Raw genomic sequence first — 19,699 nt, 5'->3', positions numbered from 1 at the left:
AAAATTATCTTCATTAATGTTTTTGGCTATAAGAGGCTATGCAGTGAGCGTGCCAGTTCCTGGCAGAGATTAAACGCCTGATTTGCGGGCTAACTGAATGAGAGGATGAGGAATGTCTGTTGCGGATGCAGCAGCCGCTGTCGCCAGGCTGTTGCAATTGCAGCCGCTCCGGCGAAAAGGGCGCTACTCCGCGTGCTGAAAAGCCTGCAGCGCGCTTCGGGTGGCGGCATCGTCAACGGCGGCACTGAGCAGCGCATCAAGCAGACCAGGAAAGCGCGCGTCCAGATCGTCGCGCCGCAGTGACAGCAGATTCTCGCGGCCAGAGGGTTTTTGCCAGATTACGCCGCTGTCACGCAGTACCCGCCAGTGGTGGGTTAAGGTTGATTTGGATACGCCTTGCAGCAGCGAACCGCAGCTGCGCTCCTCCCCCTGTGCCAGCAGCGCGACGACCGCCATGCGCATCGGATTGCCCAGCGCGGCCAGCACATTCTCCAGCCTGATGGCGTCGCGCGACGGATGATTTTCCAGCATTGCTTATCTCTTTAAGGGCGTAAAATAGCAAATTATCCGTGAGTCGGCGGGCGATGTATAGCGCAGTACGAGCGGTGCGCCAATCGCGCTGCGCTAATTTACGATGTCACATTGCTGCTCTATGCTTGTCACCATCCTCCACTCTTTCTTCATCACAACATGAATGCAAATCCGATAGCGCATCCCGCTGCTTTGCGGTCTCTTCAGGCATTGTGCCTGGTCAATTTTTTCATGGCCGACGTGCGGGATGGACTCGGCCCTTTCCTGGGGATCTTTCTTACTGAACATGGCTGGAGAGCGGATGATATTGGCTGGGCGATGACTGCCGGCGGTTTAGCCGGTCTGCTGGCTACGCTGCCGGCGGGTCTGGCAACCGATGCCACGCACCATAAAAAAGGGCTGCTGATTCTGGCCTCACTGCTCATTACGCTGGCCACCCTGATGCTGTGGTGGTTTCCTTACGGTGGAGTGGTGGTTGGCTCGCAGGTGGTTACCGGTCTCGCGGCCGCGCTTATTGCCCCGTTACTGACCGGCGTCACCCTCGGCCTGACCGGCTCTCAGGGGTTCAGCCAGCAGATGGGTAGAAACGAGGCGTTCAATCATGGCGGCAATATGACTGCCGCGCTGTTTGCCGGGTTTGCCGTCTGGCTGTGGGGCACCGATGCGGTTTTTATCCTGATGACCGCGATGGCACTGTGCGCATGTTTTGCCGTGGCCGCCATTCAGCGTAACGCGATCGATGACCGCGCGGCGCGCGGCGGTGCCGGACAGCAGGCCGCAGAGCCTCCTGGTTTCTCTGCCCTGCTGCGCAATCCGGTGCTGCTGATTACCGGCCTGACGCTGCTGCTGTTTCACCTCGGCAACGCCGCGCTGTTGCCGATGCTGGGCATTCGCGCGGCGGCAACGCACAGCGGACAGCTCAGCCCCGGTGTTTATACCGCTGCAACCGTGGTGATTTCGCAATGCGTGATGATTCCCGTGGCGTTATTCGCCGCCCGAAACGCCAGCCGCCTCGGTTTTCCATTGCTGATTACCCTCGCGCTGGTGGTGCTGCCGGTGCGTGCCGGCATCGCCTCCCTGTTCGATGGCACCTATGCGATGGTACCGGTACAGATTCTTGATGGTCTGGCCGCCGGGTTGCTGGGCGTGGCAGTACCGGGCTACATCGTCAGCGTGCTTGACGGCAGCGGACACACCAATGCCGGCCAGAGTTTCGTCATGCTGATGCAGGGCGTGGGCGCGGCATGCAGCCCGGCACTGACCGGCAGCATCGCCGCCGCCTGGTCTTATCAGGTCGCTTTCGCCGTGCTCGGCAGCATTGCCCTCGCCGCACTGATGCTCTGGAGCCTCAGCCAGCGCATCCGATGGGTTAAAAGCCGGGCGTGAGGTGATATCAACACGCCCGATCGAATCAAAACTTTCATAGACCAGCGCCTGAAGCTTTGATCGCATCGGGCGTCTCAATCTCTCTGAGTTAATATACTCCTGCAGACCTGGCCCGCCACGATATATGTGGCAGCTTTTCATTTAGAAAAGTCAAAAAACCCCGGAAGCTGAGATTCAAAAAGCGTTACGTTGTCTGGAGGAGATGCTCAATGAAATATAAAACCCATAATCAGCTACATGAAGAAATGCTTCAGGATCCTGAATACCGCGCAGCCTGGGAAGCAGAGGAACGAAAAGACCGTATGCAAGCCTTGCTCAAAGCGTGGCGGCAGCATGCCGGATTGACCAGTGCACAAGTGGCTGAGCGGATGGGGGTAAAACCGCCCACGGTTTCGCGCATGGAAAAGAATATTACCTCTGCCAGCTTTGAAACCATTGCGCGTTACGCCAAAGCCTGCGGGATCGATTCTGCCACCGTTGAGTTTTAACAGCACGATAAGGACGGAGAGTGAAGCCGATAGTGTTAACCGGCTTCAACTGTCATGGCCGCCGGAAAAACGCCTAATCCGTCCGGGCGCTGGCGCGGTTAGTGAGCTGTGCTTTGGCCAGGGTGCGTGCCAGGATTGAGGAATAGAGCGGTTTGCCACCAAAGAACTGCGCTGCCAGCGTCGCGCCCAGGCAGGTGATGATCATCGGCAGAATCAGTTGATAGTTATTGGTCATCTCCAGCACCAGCACGATGCCGGTAAGCGGCGCGCGCACCGAGGCGGCGAACAGCGCGCCCATCCCGGCGACGGCAAAGGTGGCGGCTTCCAGCTGATAATGCGGGAACCAGTCGGCGCTCAGCTGACCAAAGCAGGTGCCCAGCAGCGTGCCCAGCGTCAGCATGGGCGCAAAAATGCCGCCCGGCGCGCCTGAAGAGAAGCAGCAAATGGTGACCAGCGTGCGCAGCGCGAAGAGAGCAAACAGCGCCAGCGCGCCATAGTGTCCGGTAGCGAAATCCGGAATCAGCGTCGTTCCGCCGCTCACCGCCTGCGGCAGCAGTAAACCCAGCACGCCGCACAGTCCGGCCAGCAGGCTACCGAACAGCACCCAGTGCCCGGTACGTCCGAGATGCAGGCGCTGAAACTGGTCCTGTGCGAGAAATATCAGCCGGTTGAACGCCACGCCGCAGCCGCCAAACAGCACACCCAGCACCAGATAGAGCCACAGCGTCTCGGTGGGCGCGTCACGCAGCTGACCGATATTAATGATGGCTTCATTACCGTTGAGCACGCGAAAGACAATGCTCGACATGATCACGCCAACAAACACCGCTTTTATCGATATCAGGCTATAGCGAAACTGCGGGCGCATCTCTTCGATAATGAACAAAATGCCGGCCAGCGGCGCGTTGAACGCCGCCGAAAGCCCCGCCGCGGCACCGGTCGCCAGCAGCGTATGACGCGATTCGGAATCGCGCACGCGAAACAGATCGAGGCACATACCGCCGATGTTGCCGCCAATCTGTACCGTGGGTCCTTCGCGCCCCAGCACCATGCCAGAACCCAGCGCACCCATGCCGCCGATAAATTTAACCGGCAGCACGCGCCACCAGCGCACCGGACGCAGCTCTTCCAGCGCGCCCTCGATTTCCGGAATGCCCGAGCCTCCCGCCTCTGGCGCGAAGCGGCGCACCAGAAAATAGCCGATGCCGCCCAGCAGCGCCGAAATAAAAAACGCGCTCAGCAACGCCATGGCCAGGTTATCCGCCCGCTCTGTCAGCCAGCCGATCCGCAGGTGGAGAATAAAATTGACCGCGCGATCGAAAGCCACCCCCACCAGCCCGGTGAGGATACCGACCAGCGCGGCCAGTAGCAGCAATGCCAGCGGGGTTTTATCGCGTCGCAGCAGTTTTTGCAGCAGCATAAAGCGCCCGGCGCGCATCGTATTGGCAGGTTCGGAGGCATCAGGTAAGGCAGACATCGTCATCCTCAATTACAACAGTTGAGCGCATTGGCAGCGCCGGAAAGAGTTTGGGCTTAGCATAACCAAAATTGCCTGATCGGTAACTCAATCATTCGCAACATAATTTTACCTCAGGCCGCGCAATGTGGCGTAGGCGCCAGGCTGGGTTGCGATCGGGCGCAACAAACCGGGCAGAAAATCCGCAATGCGGTGCAGGCTTGCTGCAGCATGCTCACAGAATTTTGCGCGGTGGATTGACGCGCCGACGGCAAATCACCATGATCGCGCCAGGATTAGTCACCCCGGAGCCACAAGGTGTCGGAACTCAGTAATGCATTGCTTGAAGAGATTATCACGGACGTACGCCCCCTCACCCGTCAGGGCAAAGTGGCAGATTATATCCCGGCGCTGGCCGGCGTGGATGCCGATCAACTGGGCATCGCCATTGCCACCGCCGATGGACGCAGCTACCAGGCCGGCGATGCGGGCACGCGCTTTTCAATCCAGTCCATCTCCAAAGTCCTGTCGCTTACCGTCGCGCTGACGCTGTACGAGGACGCCGAGATCTGGCAGCGCGTAGGCAAAGAGCCATCCGGCCAGGCATTCAATTCTCTGGTGCAGCTTGAACTGGAACAGGGAAAGCCGCGCAATCCATTCATTAACGCCGGCGCGCTGGTGATGTGCGATTTGCTGGAAAGCCGGCTCACCGCGCCACGCCAGCGCATGCTCGAGTTTGTGCGTCGTCTGGCACAGCAGCCGGACATTCAGTATGACCGTGTGGTCGCGCGTTCAGAGTATGAGCACTCGGCGCGTAACGCCGCCATTGCCTGGCTGATGAAGTCGTTTGGCAACTTTCATAATGACGTCAGTAAAGTAATGGAAACCTACTTTCACTACTGCTCGCTGGCGATGAGCTGCAGCGAACTGGCGCGCACGTTTCTCTATCTCGCCAATCACGGTCGCACGCTGGATGATGAGTGGGCGGTGATCTCTGCACGCCAGGCGCGGCAGGTGAACGCACTGATGATGACCAGCGGCATGTACGACGGCGCCGGAGAGTTTGCCTGGCGCGTGGGCATGCCGGCTAAATCCGGCGTCGGCGGCGGGATTGTCGCAGTGATTCCCGGTGAGATGAGTATTGCCGTCTGGTCGCCGGCGCTGGATCATTCCGGTAACTCGCTGGCCGGCACCGCCATGCTGGAGAAACTCACGGAGCGGCTGGGGCGATCGATATTTTAAGGCCCGGCTCATACTGAGAGGCTTCCGTGTAAATGAAAAGAATTAAACAATGAGCCGCCCGTTTATATCGGTGCGCATAAATGCGCACCCTACGAAAATCGTGTAATTCCTTGCTGATTGCGATCGATGCCGTTATGCCTTGCAATTAAGTTGAAAATGACCTGATTAGAACAGTGCGTATCAATGCGCCGTCATGTGTAAATCGTGCAACTGCCTACAGGCCGCAGTAAATGACGTGACACCTTGCAATAAAGTTGCAAGTGACTGTTTATATCGGTGCGGATCAATGCGCACCCTGTGCAAATAGTGCCAATACCTTGTAGGGTCGCCATTAATGGCGACCACAAATTCTGAGCGATGACAGGTTATGCCATCAGACACCGCTCATCCTTCAGCAATGAGAAATAGTGTTTCTCTAATGTACTCATCAGGTTGCAATTAAGTTAACAAACGCACCACGTTAAGTGACCCTTTTCAAAAGGTGCGAATTTTGTCGCTCCCAGCCTCACTTTTATTAACCCTTGTGCGGCAATCGCGTTACACTTCGGCCTCATTTGTTGAAGCACTCAGTATTTGCCATGACGTTTTCCTATCACTTTCGCCAGCGCCTGACCGCCTGCGTCGCCATTGTGGCGGTGCTGCTGCTGTTCGTCGCGCCGATTGTGTCGAAAACGCTGCTGGAGCGGCAAACGCGCATTGACCCCGTGGCGTCGCACAGCCCTTCATCTGCCATGCCAATGCACCATCACGATATGCCGATGGAGATGGCGATGCCGGGCATGATGCATCACAACATGGACGACGGCGAATTTGCCTGCGGCTATTGTGATTTGCTGGTGCATGTTCCGCTGATGATGTGGGTGTTTATCCCGTTCATCTGGCTGATGCTGGTGATCTCGCGCGCCCCACCTCTGCCGCCGCTGGTGGCACCCCGGCCGCGCCGCTTTAGCGGTACCCATCGTCCGCGCGCGCCACCGGTTTTTCTTTCCTGCTGAATCTCATTAATCGGTACAACGCCTGCGCTGTGCCCTGACATTCTCTTATCGGAAGGAAGACGGCTTTGTCTGCTGTTCACTCTGCAGCACCGCGCGGCGCGGTGCTTAATCTGCTACGTCGCTTACATTTTTACATTGGCCTGTTTGTCGCGCCGTTCATCTTCGTGGCGGCGCTCAGCGGCACGCTGTATGTGCTGACGCCGCAGCTGGAAAATCTGATCTACGCTGATGCGCTCACCGCGCAGCCGCAGGGCAATGCGCAACCGCTCTCGGCGCAGATCGCCGCGGCACGCGCCTATGCGGGTGAAAATCAGCACATTTATGCGGTTCGACCTGCCCCCGCCGCGCGCGATACCACGCGCGTACAGTTCAGCGATGCCACACTCGGTCCGTCGCAGTCGCGCGCGGTGTTTATCGATCCCTACAGCCTCAAAGTAACCGGCGACATGACGGTGTACGGCACCAGTGGCGTGTTGCCGCTGCGCACCACGCTCGATCTGCTGCACAGCAGCCTGTTACTCGGTGACTTTGGTCGCAACTACAGCGAACTGGCGGCGAGCTGGCTGTGGGTGGCCGCGCTCGGCGGCGTGCTGCTGTGGCTGGGCACGCGACCAAAACGCCGGCTGAAAACCGTGCGAAAGGGGTTTGCCTTCACCCGGCACTGGCACATCACGCTGGGGCTGACGCTGCTTCTCGGGCTGCTGTTCTTCTCCGTTACCGGCCTCACCTGGTCACAATGGGCAGGTAGCAATATCGATAAGATGCGCACCGAGCTTAACTGGCTGACGCCACAGGTGAATACGTCGCTCAGCGGTGATGCGCCCGCCGCGCCGGCGGATCCTCACGCCGATCACCGCAGTATGCCGGACATGGACATGACCAGCATGCCGATGTCGTCGATGGCGAAACCGGCGACGCAGCCAGCGAAGTCACTGCCGGCAAATGCCGCCGACGCTGACTGGGATCGCGTGCTGGCGGCGGCGCGTCAGGATGGCATCCGCGCGGCTAAAGTGGAGTTGCGCCAGCCGAAAAGCGAGGGCAAAGCCTGGACGGTGAGTGAGATTGATCGCAGCTGGCCCACACAGGTGGATGCAGTGTCCGTGAATCCGCAAAGCTTCGCGATTGTCGATCACGTCTGGTTTGATCGCTTCCCGCTGGTGGCAAAACTGACGCGCTGGGGCGTCGATGCGCACATGGGCGTGCTGTTTGGCTGGCCTAATCAGCTGTTGCTGGCGCTGTTTGGCCTGGGTTTGTGCAGCATGATTGTGCTGGGTTATCGTATGTGGTGGCTGCGCCGCCCGGCGCTGGATCAGGCCAGCCCGGCGCAAACCCTGAGCGCAAGCTGGCTGGCGCTGCCGCACTATGCCAAAGGGGTCTGCCTGATGCTGGCGCTGGCGCTCGGTTATGCCCTGCCGGTGATGGGCGTCAGCCTGCTGGCCTTCGTGCTGGTGGACGTACTGCGCTGGCGCAGACAACAGCGTGCGCCGATGAGCGAAGCGGAAATTCTCGCCGCGCAGCAGTCGCCGCTCGGTATCGTGCGGGCGCGTTTCAAGGTGAAACGCAAGGAGATGCGTTACTACCTGCGTGGGCTGTTTATTCTGGCGCTGATTGTCGGTACGGTGATGAGCAATGCGATTATCGGCGGCGTGATCGATCAATACGGCATCCCGTTCAGCCACTGGACGCTGACCATGTATCTGACGCAGGGCTTTATGATCGCGCTTTACACCACGGTGTTCACCGCACTGATGTCGATTCCGCTGTGGTACTTCTTCCTCGGCGAAAAGGATGATTCGCAGGGATAAGGCGTAAAAAACGGCGGATGATCCCCCATCCGCCGTTTTGCCTGACAAACGTCAGCGTATTATCCGCCTCAGATTCCGACTCAGAAATCGGCCTTCAGCACCACGCGGTAATTGGCTTTACCGGCGCGTACGTGATCCAGCGCTTCATTGATTTTTGACATCGGGAACTCTTCCACCTGCGGTGCCACATCGGCGCGTGACGCCAGACGCATCAGCTTACGCAGCTGGCCCGGTGAACCGGTAGAAGAACCTGTTACCGCGCGATCGCCCAGAATCAGACTGAACGCTGGCACCTCAAATGGCTTCATTACCGCGCCCACGGTGTGGAACTTACCGTGCGGAGCCAGCGCCTGGAAGTACGGCTGCCAGTCCAGATCGACGGCTACGGTGCTGATAATCAAATCAAATTGCCCGGCCAGCGCGTTCAGCGCCTGCGGATCGCGGCTGTTGACCACACGATCGGCGCCCATGGCTTTGATGGATTCGGTTTTGCTGGCATTCGAACTGAACGCCGTAACTTCAGCACCCATGGCGCGCAGCAGTTTGATCGCCATATGGCCGAGGCCGCCAATACCGATAACGCCGACGCGGCTGGTGGCCGTTACATGGTGCATCAGCAGCGGTTTAAACACGGTAATCCCGCCGCACAGCAGCGGACCGGCAGAGGTAATGTCCATGGATTCCGGCAGCGGAATCACCCACTGCCAGTCGGCGCGCAGATGGCTGGCGAAACCGCCTTTGTTCATGATGGTGGGCACTGAACCGTTCTCACAGTTGACCTGCTCGCCATTGATGCAGGCATCACAGTGCTGGCAGCTTTTCGCGGTCCAGCCGATACCCACGCGCTGGCCGACCTTCAATCCTTTGTCCTGCGCCGCATCGCCGAGTGCGCTGATGCGACCAATCACTTCGTGACCGGCAATGACCGGATAAGAGGAAATGCCCCACTCGTTATCAATCATCGACAAATCAGAATGGCACACACCGCAGTAATCGACCTCAACCAGCACTTCTTCCGCCGCCAGCGGACCGGTTTCGTACTCGTACGGTACCAGCGCATCACCGGCGTTGTGTGCGGCATAACTTTTGATTTTCATTACTGTCCTCTGTTTTCAGCGTTGTTAACCCAGGAAGTCTAGCAGAGCGTATTGCCTGATTATGATTAAATTTCAGCCAATTAGAGTCTGTTAAGCGCAACGGGGAAAGAAAAGCATTTCGCGTTAAAGCGAATCGTGACTGGGCGGACTGCGGAACGCATGGCGCGCCTCTTCTATCAGCTGGCTGGCGGTGACGGTGGGCGGCAAACGCGTCAGCACTTTGCTGGCCTGCCAGTAACACAGCACCATCTCCTCGTTAGTTTCGTTCTCCGCCATTTCCCTCAAGCGCCTGCGCAGGCTCAGCACGTCCAGCGTTTGCTGTTCATCCACCATCTCAGCGATGGTTTGGTTGATGACCTGATGAATAATTTTCCAGGAAAGATCGGCTAACACGTTAAACCTCGTGACGTAGTAACGGGCTCCAGGTAAATGAGGAAAAGGTGCACGCCCAGCGGCATGCAAAATAATCCAACTGGGATAACTATAGCCGCTTATTTAACCAGCAGACGGCTGGCCGCCTGTGTTTGTGGTAGCTCACGGATCGGTAAATGAATTTTTTCTCTCAGCGCGATGAACTGGCACTAAAACCCGGCGCTGGCGCGCGACCGCAGGATTTCGCAACAGATTTTACCTTGCGCTAAAACGGAGAATTCCGATAATCGTTATCTACTCATTTATATAGCGAAAAGGAATCTCCGCGTGAAGACGCTTACCCTGCTGTTAATGACTGCCGCCGGCGGATTGAGTTTACCGGCGCAGGCCGCCATGGATATCCGCGTGACGTATGCCGGTTCGATGGGAAAAGTGATGGATCAGGCACTGGGCCCGGCATTTGCACAACAGCATGACGGTAAGTATGAAGGTCAGGGCCAGGGGGCTTACGGCATGGCGCGCCTGCTGGCGAGCAAAAAAATCACTGCTGACGTGTTCGTGTCTATTACTCCCGGTCCGATGCAGATCCTGAAAGACGCCGGACTGATCGACAACGCAGTACCGGTAGCCAGCACCAGCATGGTGATCGCCTATAACCCGAAGGGGCCGTTTGCGCCGCAGTTTGCCGCAGCCAAAGGCAATGATGGCAGCTGGCTTCAGCTGCTGGCAGCGCCGGGACTGAAATTTGGTCGGACCGATCCGGTAAACGATCCTAAAGGCCAGAACATCATTTTCACCCTGCTACTGGCGCAGAAGTATTACCGGCAGCCCGGCATCGCTGACCACATTCTCGGCGGTTACCAGAATCCCGCACAAACCCATCTGGAAGGTGGCTTGCTGACGCGGCTCGAGAGCGGTCAGGTGGATGCAGCTGCGGGCTATGAAAGCGAAGTGATTTCTGCCCATCTGCCTTACATCGCGCTGCCCGATGAAATCAACCTCAGCAATCCGGCGATGGCGACTAAGTGGTACAACACGGTCAGCTTTAGCGTCAAAGACAGCCAGGGTAAAGATAAAGTGCTGCACACCCAGCCACTGGTCTACTACGCGGCGGTGCTCAGGAATGCGCCGCACGGTACGGCCGCTGGCAAAGCCTTTGTAGATTTCATGCTGAGTCCGTCAGGACAGGCGCTGTTTAAACAGCAAGGCTATGCCGCACCGAAGGGCGATGGGCTTTATACGCCATGAAAATCCGCCATGCTGGCGCGCTGTGGCTGTCGCTGCCCGCCCTGGTGCTGCTGGCCGTACCGTTTATCACCCTGACGGACGTTACACACTGGCAACACCTGCGGCTGGCGTGGGGTGACGGCGCGGCGATTACCACTTCGCTCAGTCTGGGAGCGATCGCGCTGGTGCTGATTTTTCTGACCGGCTTACCGCTGGCCTGGTGGCTGTCGCAGGCGCGGGGAAAAATACGCTGGCTGGTGGAAACGCTGGTGATGATCCCGCTGCTGACGCCGCCGCTGGCGATGGGAATCCTGCTGGTCAGCGCTTACGGTCCGTACAGTTTACCCGGCCAGTTGCTGAGCAAGCTGGGCTGGACGCTGGTGAACAATCCCGCCGCCTTTATTCTGGCGCAGTGGTATGGCGCGCTGCCCTACTTTGTCACCAGCGCACGCTCGGCGTTTATCGCGGTGCCGCAGGAGATCCTTGAAGCGGGTCGGACGCTGGGTGCCGCGCCGTGGCCGCGCTTCTGGCGGCTGGCGCTGCCCCTGGCCGCACCGGGCCTGGCGTCGGCTACGGCACTGGCGTGGGTGCGGGCGATGGGCGAATTCGGCATTGTGATGATTTTCGCCTGGTTTCCCCACGGAATACCGGCGCAGCTGTATAACAATCTGCAAAACGACGGCGTGGATGCGGTGTATGTGCTGTTGTGGCTGTTACTGCTGTTTACCCTGCCGGTACCGCTGCTGTGTGCGCTGGCTTCCCGGCGCAGTCTTCCCGGCAACACGGCGCTGCATTAAAGGCGGGCGCGCTGCTCACTTTCACGCATTGCCAGCTGAATCGTCTGCAGCAGTGATTCAATGTCCAGCGGCCGGGTGAAGAAGGCAAAGGCGCCCCCGGCGAACATGTGGCGACAGGCCTCCAGCGTGTCATGCCCGGTCATGATGATTACCGGCAACAGCGGATGGCGTGCGCCCTGCTGCGCCAGCCAGCTCTGGTTACTGTTGTCCGGCTGACGCACGTCCAGCAGCAGACAGCCGCTTATCGCCTGCTGCCCGGCGGCAGCCGTTTCGAACGATGCCAGGTCGGCAAAGTCGGCGACATCATAATCTACAGTCCGCAGCAGAAATCCCAGTGACTCGCGCACGGACACATCATCATCCACTAACCATACTTTCGCGCCCATCGCGTACTCCGCATGTTGAAAATCAGGAAAATTTCGGCTCTGCCGCGGCGATGTCGCGCAACAGCAGCCAGGCCTGACGGTAGCTGGTTATCGATGGACGTGAAGTGCGCGGCAACGAGCACTCTCCCTGCGCCGATAAAAAAGCCCTCCGTTGAGGGAGGGCGATTTTTCCATAATTTGGCTTAGAACACCATTGGCACAAATCTGGTTAGCTGTTGCGTTGCAGGTGGCTGCTGACAAAAGCGCGACAGCGCGCAGAAATCGGTTCGCTAAACACCTGCTGCGGCGTTCCTGACTCCTCAATTTTACCCTGATGCAGAAACACCGCTTTGCTGGACACGTCCCGCGCGAAACCCATTTCATGCGTGACGATAATCATGGTGCGTCCCTCTTCCGCCAGGCTGCGAATCACGCGCAGCACTTCGCCCACCAGCTCCGGATCAAGTGCGGAAGTCGGTTCATCAAACAGTATCGCTTTCGGCTGCTGCGCCAGCGCCCGGGCAATTGCCACGCGCTGTTGCTGACCACCGGAGAGCTGTGACGGCCACGCGTTGCGTTTCTCATATAACCCGACTTTATGCAGCAGCGCTTCGGCTTCGGCGACGGCCTCCTGATGGCTGCGCTTCTGCACATGGATCGGCGCCTCAATGATGTTCTGTAGCACGGTTTTGTGCGGCCACAAATTGAACCCCTGAAACACAAAGCCGAGCTGCATCCGCATCAGCTTGATGCGGCGGCGCTGTTCGCGGCTCAGCTTCTCGTCCGGATTATCAATGGTGACCACTTCATCACCCACGGTAATTTCACCGGCCTGTGGCACTTCGAGAAACGGAATACAGCGCAGCAGCGTGCTTTTACCGGAGCCGCTGGCGCCGATCAGCGAAATAACGTCGCCATCCTGCGCCGTCAGGCTGATGTCATGCAGCACTTCATGCCCGCTATAACTTTTTCTGAGATGGCTCAGGGCAATAGTGGGTTTATTCATTAACGTGCTCCAGCATGATAAGGGGACAAACGACGCTCCAGCAGCGCCACCGCTTTGCTCACCAGCACGGTCAGCAGCAGATAGATAATCGCCGCGCTGATAAACACCTCCAGCGCGCGGAAGGTTTCTGACACGATGGAATCGGCGATGCCGGTCATCTCCATCAGGCTGATGGTGCTCACCAGCGATGTGGATTTGATCATCGAGATGATCTCATTACTGTAGGCCGGCAGCGCCTGACGCACCGCCAGCGGCAGCGTAATGCGCCGCAGCGTGGTGAAGCGTGACATGCCGCTGACTTTCGCCGCCTCCAGCGACTGCACGCTAACCGCATTCAGCCCGCCACGCAGGATTTCAGCGGTGTAAGCGGCATCGTTGAGAATCAGCGCGATCAAACCGCACCAGTAGGGTTCACGCAGCAGCGGCCACAGCACGCTTTCGCGCACCGCCGGCAGGCTGCCGAGGCCGTAGTAAATCATGAAGATCTGAATCAGCAGCGGCGTACCGCGAAACAGCCAGACGTAAAAACGCGTGACGTAACTGCCGAGGCGATGCTGGCGCAGCAGATTCAGCAGCAGCGCCAGTACCCCGCCGCCCAGCAGCGACAAGACCGCCAGATTGAGCGTCAGCGGCAGCCCGCGCAGCAGTGCCGCCAGCGTGTGCTGTAAAAAGGTGAAATCCATCGTGGCTCCTTACAACCGCGCGCGTTGTTGCCCGCGCATGGCCACTTTTTCCACATAGCGGAAGAAAAAATCCGAACAGGTGGTGATGATCAGATAAATCACGGCGCCCACGCTGTAGAAGAAAAACGGCATCTGGGTGGAATTCGACGCGGTGGAAATCTGGTTCATGGTCTCCACCAGCCCGGTCACTGACACCAGCGCTGACTCTTTGATCACCGATTGCCACTGATTGCCCATGCCAGGCAGCGCGGTGCGCAGCGCCTGCGGCACAATCATGCGGCGGAACAGCATAAAGCGGCCCATGCCGGTCACCGTAGCGGCTTCCAGCGTGCCAGCGGGAATGGCGTAAAACGCGCCGCGAAATACGCTGCTCTGGTAAGCGCCGGAAATCAGCCCGATAGCGATGGCGCCGGCGACAAAGCCGTTGACGTCAAACGGTCCCTGCAGGCCAATGGCTTCACCGATAAACCCGACCACCTGCCGCCCACCAAAGTAGAACAGGTAGATCACCAGCAGCTCCGGCACGCCGCGAAACAGCGTGATGTAACCGCTGGCAACACGCTGCTGCCAGCGGCCGCCACCAATCTGCATCCAGCACAGCAGGCTGCCGAGCATCGCGCCCAGCAGCCACGCACACAGCGAGACCGTTACCGTGACGGTAGCGGCGTCCAGCAGCACGCCGCCCCAGCCTTCGTCACCAAACCCTAACAGTTGCCAGTCAATAGTCATAAGCGCTCAGCATTACTCCGCAGGCGCGACGTTCTCGCCGAACCATTTCTCTGACAGTTGCTTCAGCGTGCCGTCTTTGATCATTGACAGCAGCGCCTGGTCCAGCGCGGCCTTCAGCTCCGGATTGTTTTTGCGAATCGCAATCGCTGAACCCTGGCCCAGCACGCCGCCCACAAAGCCATAACCGGTGCTGTTGACCGTGTCCGCATGTTTTTTCACATAGGCATTGAGGTTGGTGCGCGATGCCATGACCGCATCAACCCGGCCATTGAGCAGATCGGCGAAGGTTTCCGGGCCGGCCTGATAGGTACGGATAGTCGCGACATCACCGAGGTATTTGTTGAGGAAATCGGCCTGAATGGTAGCGACCTGCACCGCAATGGTTTTGCCTTTGAACTTCGCCTTCAGCGCGTCGATGGCTTTGTTCATACCGGCTTCATCGGTCGCCTGTACCACTTCACCGTTGCCCGGCAGGGTATCCACTGCGCTGCCCTTCAGCGTGACGAAGCCCGAAACGCTCACGGTGTACTGATGGGTAAAATCCACCACTTCTTGACGTTTTGGCGTCACGGTGACGGCATCGACCACTGCATCATATTTGCCATCAGCGAGGCCGGGGATCAGTCCGGACCACTTTTGCGCGACGATTTCATATTTGAACCCCGCGCGCTTCGCCAGTTCGGCCACCATATCGGGCTCGTAGCCGACAATTTTGCCGCTCGGCGTGGACTGGTTAAACGGCGGATAGGCCGCTTCGGTAGCGAATTTTAACGTGCCGAAATCTTTGGCCTGAACCACAGCGGCAGCAGCCAGCAGCAACATGCCCGCGGAGGCGGAGAACAGCCCTTTACGCATCATCATAAAACCTCATTATTATCAGGAGAGTAAGTCGATCGCTATACGGGCCAGAGCCTGTGTGCCAGCGTGAATGCTGCGTTCGTCCGGCTGATAGTCGGAGTTGTGCAGATGGTCATCGCGCCCCGGCGCGCCAGAGCCGATATGGATCTGACAGCCCGGCACACGCTCGGTAAACAGCGAGAAATCTTCCGCGCCAAAGCTGCTGCTGGGTTTTGCCACTACCGGCTTGCCGAACTGATGCGACAGAATCGGCTCCAGTGCATCAATCAGCGCATCATCATTCATCAGCGGCGGTACGCCTCGCTGATAATTGACCTCAATCCGCGTATTGAGCGACAGCGCGACACCGGCACAGATGCGGCGGAAAGCGTCTTCCATGTGAGCGCGCGCCTGCGGTGATTTAGCGCGGATGGTGCCCTGAATCAGGCAGCTGTCGGAGATGATGTTATGGGTGGTGCCGCCGTGGATATGGCCAATCGTCAGCACAGCAGAGTTCGCCGGATCGAGCTCGCGCGACACAATGGTCTGCAGCTGAGTCACCAGACTGGCGGCGGCAATGATCGGATCGGTACCCATGTGCGGCCGGGCGGCGTGGGTGGATTTGCCGTGAATCACAAGATCGAATTCATCGCTGGAAGCGGTGCTGGCACCGCGCGTCAGGGCGATTTCCCCTGCGGCCAGCTCTGGCTTATTGTGCAGCGTGATTGCCACATCAATGCCGTCCGCTGCGCCGGCAGCAATCATGGCTTGCGCGCCGCTCTCTGGCGTCTCTTCCGCCGGCTGAAAAATCAGCCGCACCGTGCCGTGCAGCTGGCTGCGCAGGTCCGTGAGGATCGCCGCGACACCGAGCAGCGTAGCCGTGTGGATATCGTGGCCGCAGGCGTGCATTTTACCCGGCCAGATGCTGCTAAACGGCAGGCCGGTTTGCTCATGAATCGGCAGCGCATCCATATCGGCGCGAAGCAGCACGGTTTTGCCCGGCTGCGCGCCGGTAATGTCTACCATCACGCCAGTGCGGCCCACGCCGGTTTGCGGCGTCAGCCCGAGGCGCAGCAACTCCTGCTCCACGATGGCTGCGGTGCGGACGGTATCGAAACCAAGTTCCGGATGTGCGTGAATATCGCGCCGGATGGCGATGAGGTGCGCCTGCATGCTTTCACTTCTGGCGCTGATATCCCTGGCTAAAAGAATTTTATGATCGGTCATGGTGGTAATACGGTTATGCAGGCTGTCGCCTGGCCGTTATGGCATTTTTATGAAATTTAGCGTTTTATTTATTCACAGCCACAGTCATATTGCAACGCACAAATCCTTTCCTTAATTGCTGAATTTGCGTGATATTTTCCTAAAATCCTGCCTGTGCAGGATAAACCTTATAAAATGCATGCTCAGTCAGTTATAACATTCATAATTCGCAGACTATCATCAGTTTTACTGATTTTGTTATTGAACATAAAAGCATCGCGTTGCTCAGCCATCAATCTTTGCTCTGCTCCGCCTGACTGAGTAGCCACGCACGAACCGCACTCACCGTTGCCTGCTCACGCGGACGACGCGGAGCCACCAGATACCAGCCGGCATCAAAGGGCATCTCACGCTGCCAGGCGGGAACCAGCCGACCGCTGGCCAGATCGTTCTGCACAAAATGCGGGCTGGTCAGTGCGATACCCTGACCACTCAGTGCCGCTTCCAGCGCCAGCGCGGTCTGGTTGAAGCGCAGATGATGCTGATGCTGCAGCGACTGGCCAGGGAACATAAACGCCAGGAACGCTGGCCACAGGTGATGGCCATCATGCAGCAGCGGATAGCGCAGGCAATTTTCTGGCTGCGCTGCATCACCGTGTTGTGCCAGCAGCGCCGGGCTGACCACCGCCAGCACCGTCTGGCTAAACAACAGCGTGGCCTCGAGCCCGCTACCAAACGGCGGCCGGCCATAGCGCACCGCCAGATCGACGCCTTCATGGTGAAACTGCACCAGCCGTTCAGAGGCCAGCACGCGCAGGTCGATATCCGGCCAGGCCGCGGTAAATGCCGGTAAACGCGGCAGCATCCAGCGGCTGGCAAAGGTCGGCGTTACGCTCAGCGTCAGGCGATCCGGCTCCGGGCGCAGCGTGCGCGTCGCCTCATCAATCAGCTCAAATGCCTGGCGAATGTGCACCGCATAGCCTGCACCGGCAGCGGTCAGCGCCAGCGAACGCGGCAACCGATCGAACAGTTTCAGGCCAAGGCTGGCCTCCAGGCCGCGAATATGCTGCGCCACCGCACCCTGCGTCACGCCGAGCTCTTCAGCGGCGAGGCGAAAATTAAGGTGCCGCGTCACGGCTTCAAATACCCGTAGCGCATTCAGCGACGGTAATGCCTGAAAGCCCTGATTCATCCTGTAGTTTTCCTATCGTCAATTGCCAGCTGAGCTGACTCTCTGCGGCATCTCCCGGCCATTATACTGGCATGACAGGATATTTAATTGATGAGGTTACTCACATGACAGTAGAAAAAGTTGCGGTGATTGTCGCAGGTGGCAGCGGTATGGGCGCAGCGGCAGCGGAGAAGCTGGCCAGCGAGGGTTTCAGGGTCGCGATTCTTTCCTCCTCCGGCAAAGGCGAGGCACTGGCAAATCGTCTGGGCGGGCTCGGCATTACCGGTTCGAATCAGTCAGTAGACGATTTGCAGCAATTGATTGATGCCACACTGGCGCGCTGGGGACGTATCGACGTGCTGGTTAACAGTGCCGGTCACGGTCCGCGCGCGCCGATCCTTGAATTAAGCGATGATGCGTGGCAGCAGGGAATGGAAACCTACTTCCTCAACGTGGTGCGCGCTGTACGTCTGGTCACGCCGATCATGCAGCAGCAGGGTGGCGGCAGTATCATTAATATCTCATCGGCATGGACGTTTGAACCCACCGACATGTTCCCGACCTCGGCCGTGTTCCGTGCCGGTCTGGCTTCTTTCAGTAAAATCTTTGCCGACACCTACGCAGCTGAGAATATTCGTATCAATAACGTCCTGCCAGGCTGGATTGATAGCCTGCCGAAAACGGATGAACGGCGCGACAGCGTGCCCATGCAGCGCTATGGCACGGCTGCAGAAGTGGCGGCTACCATTGCGTTTCTTGCTTCGCCCGGCGCGGCTTATATCACCGGGCAAAATATTCGCGTGGACGGCGGCGTCACGCGCAGCGTGTAACCGGCTTTGCTGTGCCTGATGGTCACAGCGGCATCTGATATCCGCTGTGGCTATTGCCTGCCTGCTAAGGAATTTCTCAGCCTGTTTTCAAGACTGGTCTTGTCGTTTCGCGGCCTTATAACACGTCAGAATGTTCTTATTCGCTGACAGAATTTTCTGTTCTCAGCTGCCGGATATTCCCTATAAAACTTTCTGATTTGAGGTCGCTATGCCACTGCTTCTTCGTATGCGTCTGCACACGCTGCTGACTCCCGAACGCCATCTTGTCTGGCGTTTTCTGCTGACAGGTTGTGCATTTTTCTGGATTCTGCTGGTGGTTGCCGTGATGGGGCTGCGCTGATCGGTTGCTGGCTGTTGTGAGGGATGATTATGGTATTAATGTTATCGCCGCGCCTCAGTGCGCTGCTGAGTTTTTCCCGCCGGTTACTGTGCCAGCTGGCACTGGCTGCCAGCCTGCTGTTCTGGATTGGCGTGGTGGTGGCAATCGTTATCGCGTACTGACCTAATGTGCCTGCAGCCGCGCGGATAACTGTTCCGGCGGCAGCAGCGCAAATGCGCGTTTCATCACCCGCGCCTCGTCAGCCGGGGTGCGACCAAACATCCGCTTAAACTCCCGGTTAAACTGTGAATCACTTTCGTAACCGACGCGTGCGGCGGCACCGGCGGCAGTGAGATTATCGCGAATCATCATCAAACGCGCCTGATGCAGCCGCAGCGACTTGAGATACTGAATCGGCGAGGTCTGTGTCACGCTTTTGAAATGCAGATGGAAGCGCGGAACGCTCATGCCCGCTTCGCTGGCCAGATGCGGCACATCCAGCGGCTGCTGCCAGTCAGCATGAATGCGCTGCAGCGCCCGCGCGATGCGGCCAAAGTGCCCCTGATAGGTCAGCGCTGCGCGCACCGCACCGCCCTGCTCACCCAGCAACACACGAAAGCAAATCTCTTCTACCCGTGCCGGACCTAAAACCTGCGCTTCCAGCGGATCGCTCAGCGCCTGCAACAGGCGCAGCGTGCTATCCGCCAGCGTCTCATTTACCGGCGTCGAAATAATGCTGGCTGGTGTCTCCGCCAGCGGAATGTCTGCCGCTGCGACCTGCGTCACCAGTCGTGCCAGCGTGGCCGCATCCAGACGGATAGCCAGCCCCAGCAACGGTTCAGCCGAGGTCGCTTCAGTCTCAGCGGAGAATGGCAGCGGCACCGACAACACCAGATAGTGCTGTGCGTCGTAGCGATACATTTTGTCGGCAAGAAACGCCCGCTTCGAGCCCTGGCAGATAATGATGATGCTCGGCTCATAAAGAACCGGCGTGCGCGCCCACTGCCGGTCGGCACGCATAAAGCGCACGCCGTCGAGCAGTGAAGCGGTGTAACCTTCCTGCGGTGCCAGCTGGCGCAGCAGCGCGCAGGTCTGCTGTTGTACGGTTTGCGACATAACGGGTTTCCGGTGAGAGGTTCAGGCAAAGCATAGCCAGG

General features: G+C 58.5%; 22 protein-coding genes. 10 read left to right on the top strand and 12 right to left on the bottom strand.

Going from position 1 to position 19,699, the window contains the following annotated elements; genetic code table 11:
- Positions 1–183 precede the first annotated feature (183 nt).
- Positions 184–531, bottom strand: coding sequence for a helix-turn-helix transcriptional regulator (locus KOL70_RS17335; RefSeq protein WP_104093428.1), 348 nt, complete (start codon positions 529–531; stop codon positions 184–186).
- Positions 532–690: 159 nt separating this feature from the next.
- On the opposite strand from KOL70_RS17335, the gene KOL70_RS17330 reads away from it, so the two are divergent.
- Together KOL70_RS17330 and KOL70_RS17325 are read left to right on the top strand one after the other, a co-directional pair.
- Entirely contained in the window at positions 691–1,917 is a 1,227-nt protein-coding gene (locus KOL70_RS17330; RefSeq protein WP_215481159.1) for an MFS transporter, read from the top strand.
- A gap of 209 nt (positions 1,918–2,126) precedes the next feature.
- On the top strand, positions 2,127–2,405 hold the full coding sequence (locus KOL70_RS17325; RefSeq protein ID WP_088517418.1) for a helix-turn-helix transcriptional regulator: 279 nt from the start codon (positions 2,127–2,129) through the stop codon (positions 2,403–2,405).
- Positions 2,406–2,478: 73 nt separating this feature from the next.
- On the opposite strand, the gene clcA is transcribed toward KOL70_RS17325, so the two are convergent.
- On the bottom strand, positions 2,479–3,882 hold the full coding sequence (gene clcA, locus KOL70_RS17320; RefSeq protein ID WP_215481157.1) for a H(+)/Cl(-) exchange transporter ClcA: 1,404 nt from the start codon (positions 3,880–3,882) through the stop codon (positions 2,479–2,481).
- 297 nt (positions 3,883–4,179) lie between these two features.
- Here clcA and glsB point away from each other — a divergent pair, with 297 nt between their 5' ends.
- From glsB to KOL70_RS17305, 3 genes are all read left to right on the top strand, one after another.
- Positions 4,180–5,103: a glutaminase B gene (gene glsB, locus KOL70_RS17315; RefSeq protein ID WP_058758986.1), complete on the top strand. Its 924-nt coding sequence runs from the start codon at positions 4,180–4,182 to the stop codon at positions 5,101–5,103.
- Positions 5,104–5,681: 578 nt separating this feature from the next.
- Complete coding sequence (locus KOL70_RS17310) at positions 5,682–6,098, top strand: DUF2946 domain-containing protein (protein ID WP_021508875.1); 417 nt, start codon at positions 5,682–5,684, stop codon at positions 6,096–6,098.
- Positions 6,099–6,163: 65 nt separating this feature from the next.
- Positions 6,164–7,903, top strand: a complete 1,740-nt coding sequence (locus KOL70_RS17305; RefSeq protein ID WP_215481155.1) for a DUF2534 family protein — start codon at positions 6,164–6,166, stop codon at positions 7,901–7,903.
- Positions 7,904–7,983: 80 nt separating this feature from the next.
- On the opposite strand, the gene KOL70_RS17300 is transcribed toward KOL70_RS17305, so the two are convergent.
- Together KOL70_RS17300 and KOL70_RS17295 are read right to left on the bottom strand one after the other, a co-directional pair.
- A complete protein-coding gene (locus KOL70_RS17300; RefSeq protein WP_021508873.1) occupies positions 7,984–9,000 on the bottom strand; it encodes an NAD(P)-dependent alcohol dehydrogenase in 1,017 nt (338 codons plus the stop codon).
- A gap of 123 nt (positions 9,001–9,123) precedes the next feature.
- Positions 9,124–9,393 (bottom strand): hypothetical protein, encoded by a 270-nt coding sequence (locus KOL70_RS17295; protein ID WP_058776113.1) that lies wholly within the window; start codon positions 9,391–9,393, stop codon positions 9,124–9,126.
- A 330-nt stretch (positions 9,394–9,723) separates the two neighbouring features.
- Between KOL70_RS17295 and KOL70_RS17290 the strand changes: the two genes are divergently transcribed.
- Together KOL70_RS17290 and KOL70_RS17285 are read left to right on the top strand one after the other, a co-directional pair.
- Entirely contained in the window at positions 9,724–10,620 is an 897-nt protein-coding gene (locus KOL70_RS17290) for an extracellular solute-binding protein (RefSeq protein WP_215481414.1), read from the top strand.
- Positions 10,617–11,396 carry a molybdenum ABC transporter permease gene (locus tag KOL70_RS17285; protein WP_215481153.1) on the top strand — a complete coding sequence of 260 codons (780 nt, stop codon included), beginning with the start codon at positions 10,617–10,619 and terminating at the stop codon, positions 11,394–11,396. The genes KOL70_RS17290 and KOL70_RS17285 overlap by 4 nt, the downstream gene beginning before the upstream one ends.
- Here KOL70_RS17285 and KOL70_RS17280 read toward each other — a convergent pair.
- From KOL70_RS17280 to KOL70_RS17250, 7 genes are all read right to left on the bottom strand, one after another.
- Positions 11,393–11,782, bottom strand: coding sequence for a response regulator transcription factor (locus tag KOL70_RS17280; protein WP_215481151.1), 390 nt, complete (start codon positions 11,780–11,782; stop codon positions 11,393–11,395). The genes KOL70_RS17285 and KOL70_RS17280 overlap by 4 nt on opposite strands.
- A 208-nt stretch (positions 11,783–11,990) precedes the next feature.
- A complete protein-coding gene (locus tag KOL70_RS17275) occupies positions 11,991–12,767 on the bottom strand; it encodes an ABC transporter ATP-binding protein (RefSeq protein WP_215481150.1) in 777 nt (258 codons plus the stop codon).
- Entirely contained in the window at positions 12,767–13,450 is a 684-nt protein-coding gene (locus tag KOL70_RS17270) for an ABC transporter permease (RefSeq protein ID WP_215481148.1), read from the bottom strand. Before KOL70_RS17270 ends, KOL70_RS17275 begins: the two co-directional genes overlap by 1 nt.
- A gap of 9 nt (positions 13,451–13,459) precedes the next feature.
- Positions 13,460–14,179 carry an ABC transporter permease gene (locus KOL70_RS17265; RefSeq protein ID WP_058758979.1) on the bottom strand — a complete coding sequence of 240 codons (720 nt, stop codon included), beginning with the start codon at positions 14,177–14,179 and terminating at the stop codon, positions 13,460–13,462.
- A gap of 12 nt (positions 14,180–14,191) precedes the next feature.
- Positions 14,192–15,040 carry a transporter substrate-binding domain-containing protein gene (locus KOL70_RS17260; protein ID WP_254185875.1) on the bottom strand — a complete coding sequence of 283 codons (849 nt, stop codon included), beginning with the start codon at positions 15,038–15,040 and terminating at the stop codon, positions 14,192–14,194.
- Between the two features lie 15 nt (positions 15,041–15,055).
- Positions 15,056–16,243 carry a M20 family metallopeptidase gene (locus KOL70_RS17255; RefSeq protein WP_215481146.1) on the bottom strand — a complete coding sequence of 396 codons (1,188 nt, stop codon included), beginning with the start codon at positions 16,241–16,243 and terminating at the stop codon, positions 15,056–15,058.
- A 271-nt stretch (positions 16,244–16,514) separates the two neighbouring features.
- Complete coding sequence (locus tag KOL70_RS17250; RefSeq protein ID WP_215481144.1) at positions 16,515–17,414, bottom strand: LysR substrate-binding domain-containing protein; 900 nt, start codon at positions 17,412–17,414, stop codon at positions 16,515–16,517.
- Between the two features lie 104 nt (positions 17,415–17,518).
- On the opposite strand from KOL70_RS17250, the gene KOL70_RS17245 reads away from it, so the two are divergent.
- From KOL70_RS17245 to KOL70_RS23755, 3 genes are all read left to right on the top strand, one after another.
- Complete coding sequence (locus KOL70_RS17245; protein ID WP_059009326.1) at positions 17,519–18,223, top strand: SDR family oxidoreductase; 705 nt, start codon at positions 17,519–17,521, stop codon at positions 18,221–18,223.
- A gap of 208 nt (positions 18,224–18,431) precedes the next feature.
- On the top strand, positions 18,432–18,563 hold the full coding sequence (locus KOL70_RS23760; protein WP_254919537.1) for a hypothetical protein: 132 nt from the start codon (positions 18,432–18,434) through the stop codon (positions 18,561–18,563).
- Positions 18,564–18,592: 29 nt separating this feature from the next.
- Positions 18,593–18,724, top strand: coding sequence for a hypothetical protein (locus tag KOL70_RS23755; RefSeq protein ID WP_255412114.1), 132 nt, complete (start codon positions 18,593–18,595; stop codon positions 18,722–18,724).
- A 1-nt stretch (position 18,725) separates the two neighbouring features.
- On the opposite strand, the gene KOL70_RS17240 is transcribed toward KOL70_RS23755, so the two are convergent.
- Positions 18,726–19,658, bottom strand: a complete 933-nt coding sequence (locus tag KOL70_RS17240; RefSeq protein WP_125311235.1) for an AraC family transcriptional regulator — start codon at positions 19,656–19,658, stop codon at positions 18,726–18,728.
- Positions 19,659–19,699 lie beyond the last annotated feature (41 nt).

The sequence above is a fragment of the Pantoea sp. B270 genome (genome assembly GCF_018726825.1).
Lineage (GTDB): Bacteria > Pseudomonadota > Gammaproteobacteria > Enterobacterales > Enterobacteriaceae > Pantoea > Pantoea dispersa.
Note: the sequence above shows the minus strand (reverse complement) of the source record. Positions and strands in the feature narration are given on the sequence as shown.

Coding starts and splice junctions, on each gene's coding strand:
- KOL70_RS17300 (WP_021508873.1), bottom strand. CDS start 9,000: ATGAAAATCAAAAGTTATGCCGCACACAACGCCGGTGATGCGCTGGTA.
- KOL70_RS17290 (WP_215481414.1), top strand. CDS start 9,724: ATGACTGCCGCCGGCGGATTGAGTTTACCGGCGCAGGCCGCCATGGAT.
- KOL70_RS23755 (WP_255412114.1), top strand. CDS start 18,593: ATGGTATTAATGTTATCGCCGCGCCTCAGTGCGCTGCTGAGTTTTTCC.
- KOL70_RS17325 (WP_088517418.1), top strand. CDS start 2,127: ATGAAATATAAAACCCATAATCAGCTACATGAAGAAATGCTTCAGGAT.
- KOL70_RS17255 (WP_215481146.1), bottom strand. CDS start 16,243: ATGACCGATCATAAAATTCTTTTAGCCAGGGATATCAGCGCCAGAAGT.
- KOL70_RS17280 (WP_215481151.1), bottom strand. CDS start 11,782: ATGGGCGCGAAAGTATGGTTAGTGGATGATGATGTGTCCGTGCGCGAG.
- KOL70_RS17265 (WP_058758979.1), bottom strand. CDS start 14,179: ATGACTATTGACTGGCAACTGTTAGGGTTTGGTGACGAAGGCTGGGGC.
- clcA (WP_215481157.1), bottom strand. CDS start 3,882: ATGTCTGCCTTACCTGATGCCTCCGAACCTGCCAATACGATGCGCGCC.
- KOL70_RS17275 (WP_215481150.1), bottom strand. CDS start 12,767: ATGAATAAACCCACTATTGCCCTGAGCCATCTCAGAAAAAGTTATAGC.
- KOL70_RS17335 (WP_104093428.1), bottom strand. CDS start 531: ATGCTGGAAAATCATCCGTCGCGCGACGCCATCAGGCTGGAGAATGTG.
- KOL70_RS17245 (WP_059009326.1), top strand. CDS start 17,519: ATGACAGTAGAAAAAGTTGCGGTGATTGTCGCAGGTGGCAGCGGTATG.
- KOL70_RS17260 (WP_254185875.1), bottom strand. CDS start 15,040: ATGATGATGCGTAAAGGGCTGTTCTCCGCCTCCGCGGGCATGTTGCTG.
- KOL70_RS17285 (WP_215481153.1), top strand. CDS start 10,617: ATGAAAATCCGCCATGCTGGCGCGCTGTGGCTGTCGCTGCCCGCCCTG.
- KOL70_RS17240 (WP_125311235.1), bottom strand. CDS start 19,658: ATGTCGCAAACCGTACAACAGCAGACCTGCGCGCTGCTGCGCCAGCTG.
- KOL70_RS17310 (WP_021508875.1), top strand. CDS start 5,682: ATGACGTTTTCCTATCACTTTCGCCAGCGCCTGACCGCCTGCGTCGCC.
- KOL70_RS23760 (WP_254919537.1), top strand. CDS start 18,432: ATGCCACTGCTTCTTCGTATGCGTCTGCACACGCTGCTGACTCCCGAA.
- KOL70_RS17250 (WP_215481144.1), bottom strand. CDS start 17,414: ATGAATCAGGGCTTTCAGGCATTACCGTCGCTGAATGCGCTACGGGTA.
- KOL70_RS17270 (WP_215481148.1), bottom strand. CDS start 13,450: ATGGATTTCACCTTTTTACAGCACACGCTGGCGGCACTGCTGCGCGGG.
- KOL70_RS17330 (WP_215481159.1), top strand. CDS start 691: ATGAATGCAAATCCGATAGCGCATCCCGCTGCTTTGCGGTCTCTTCAG.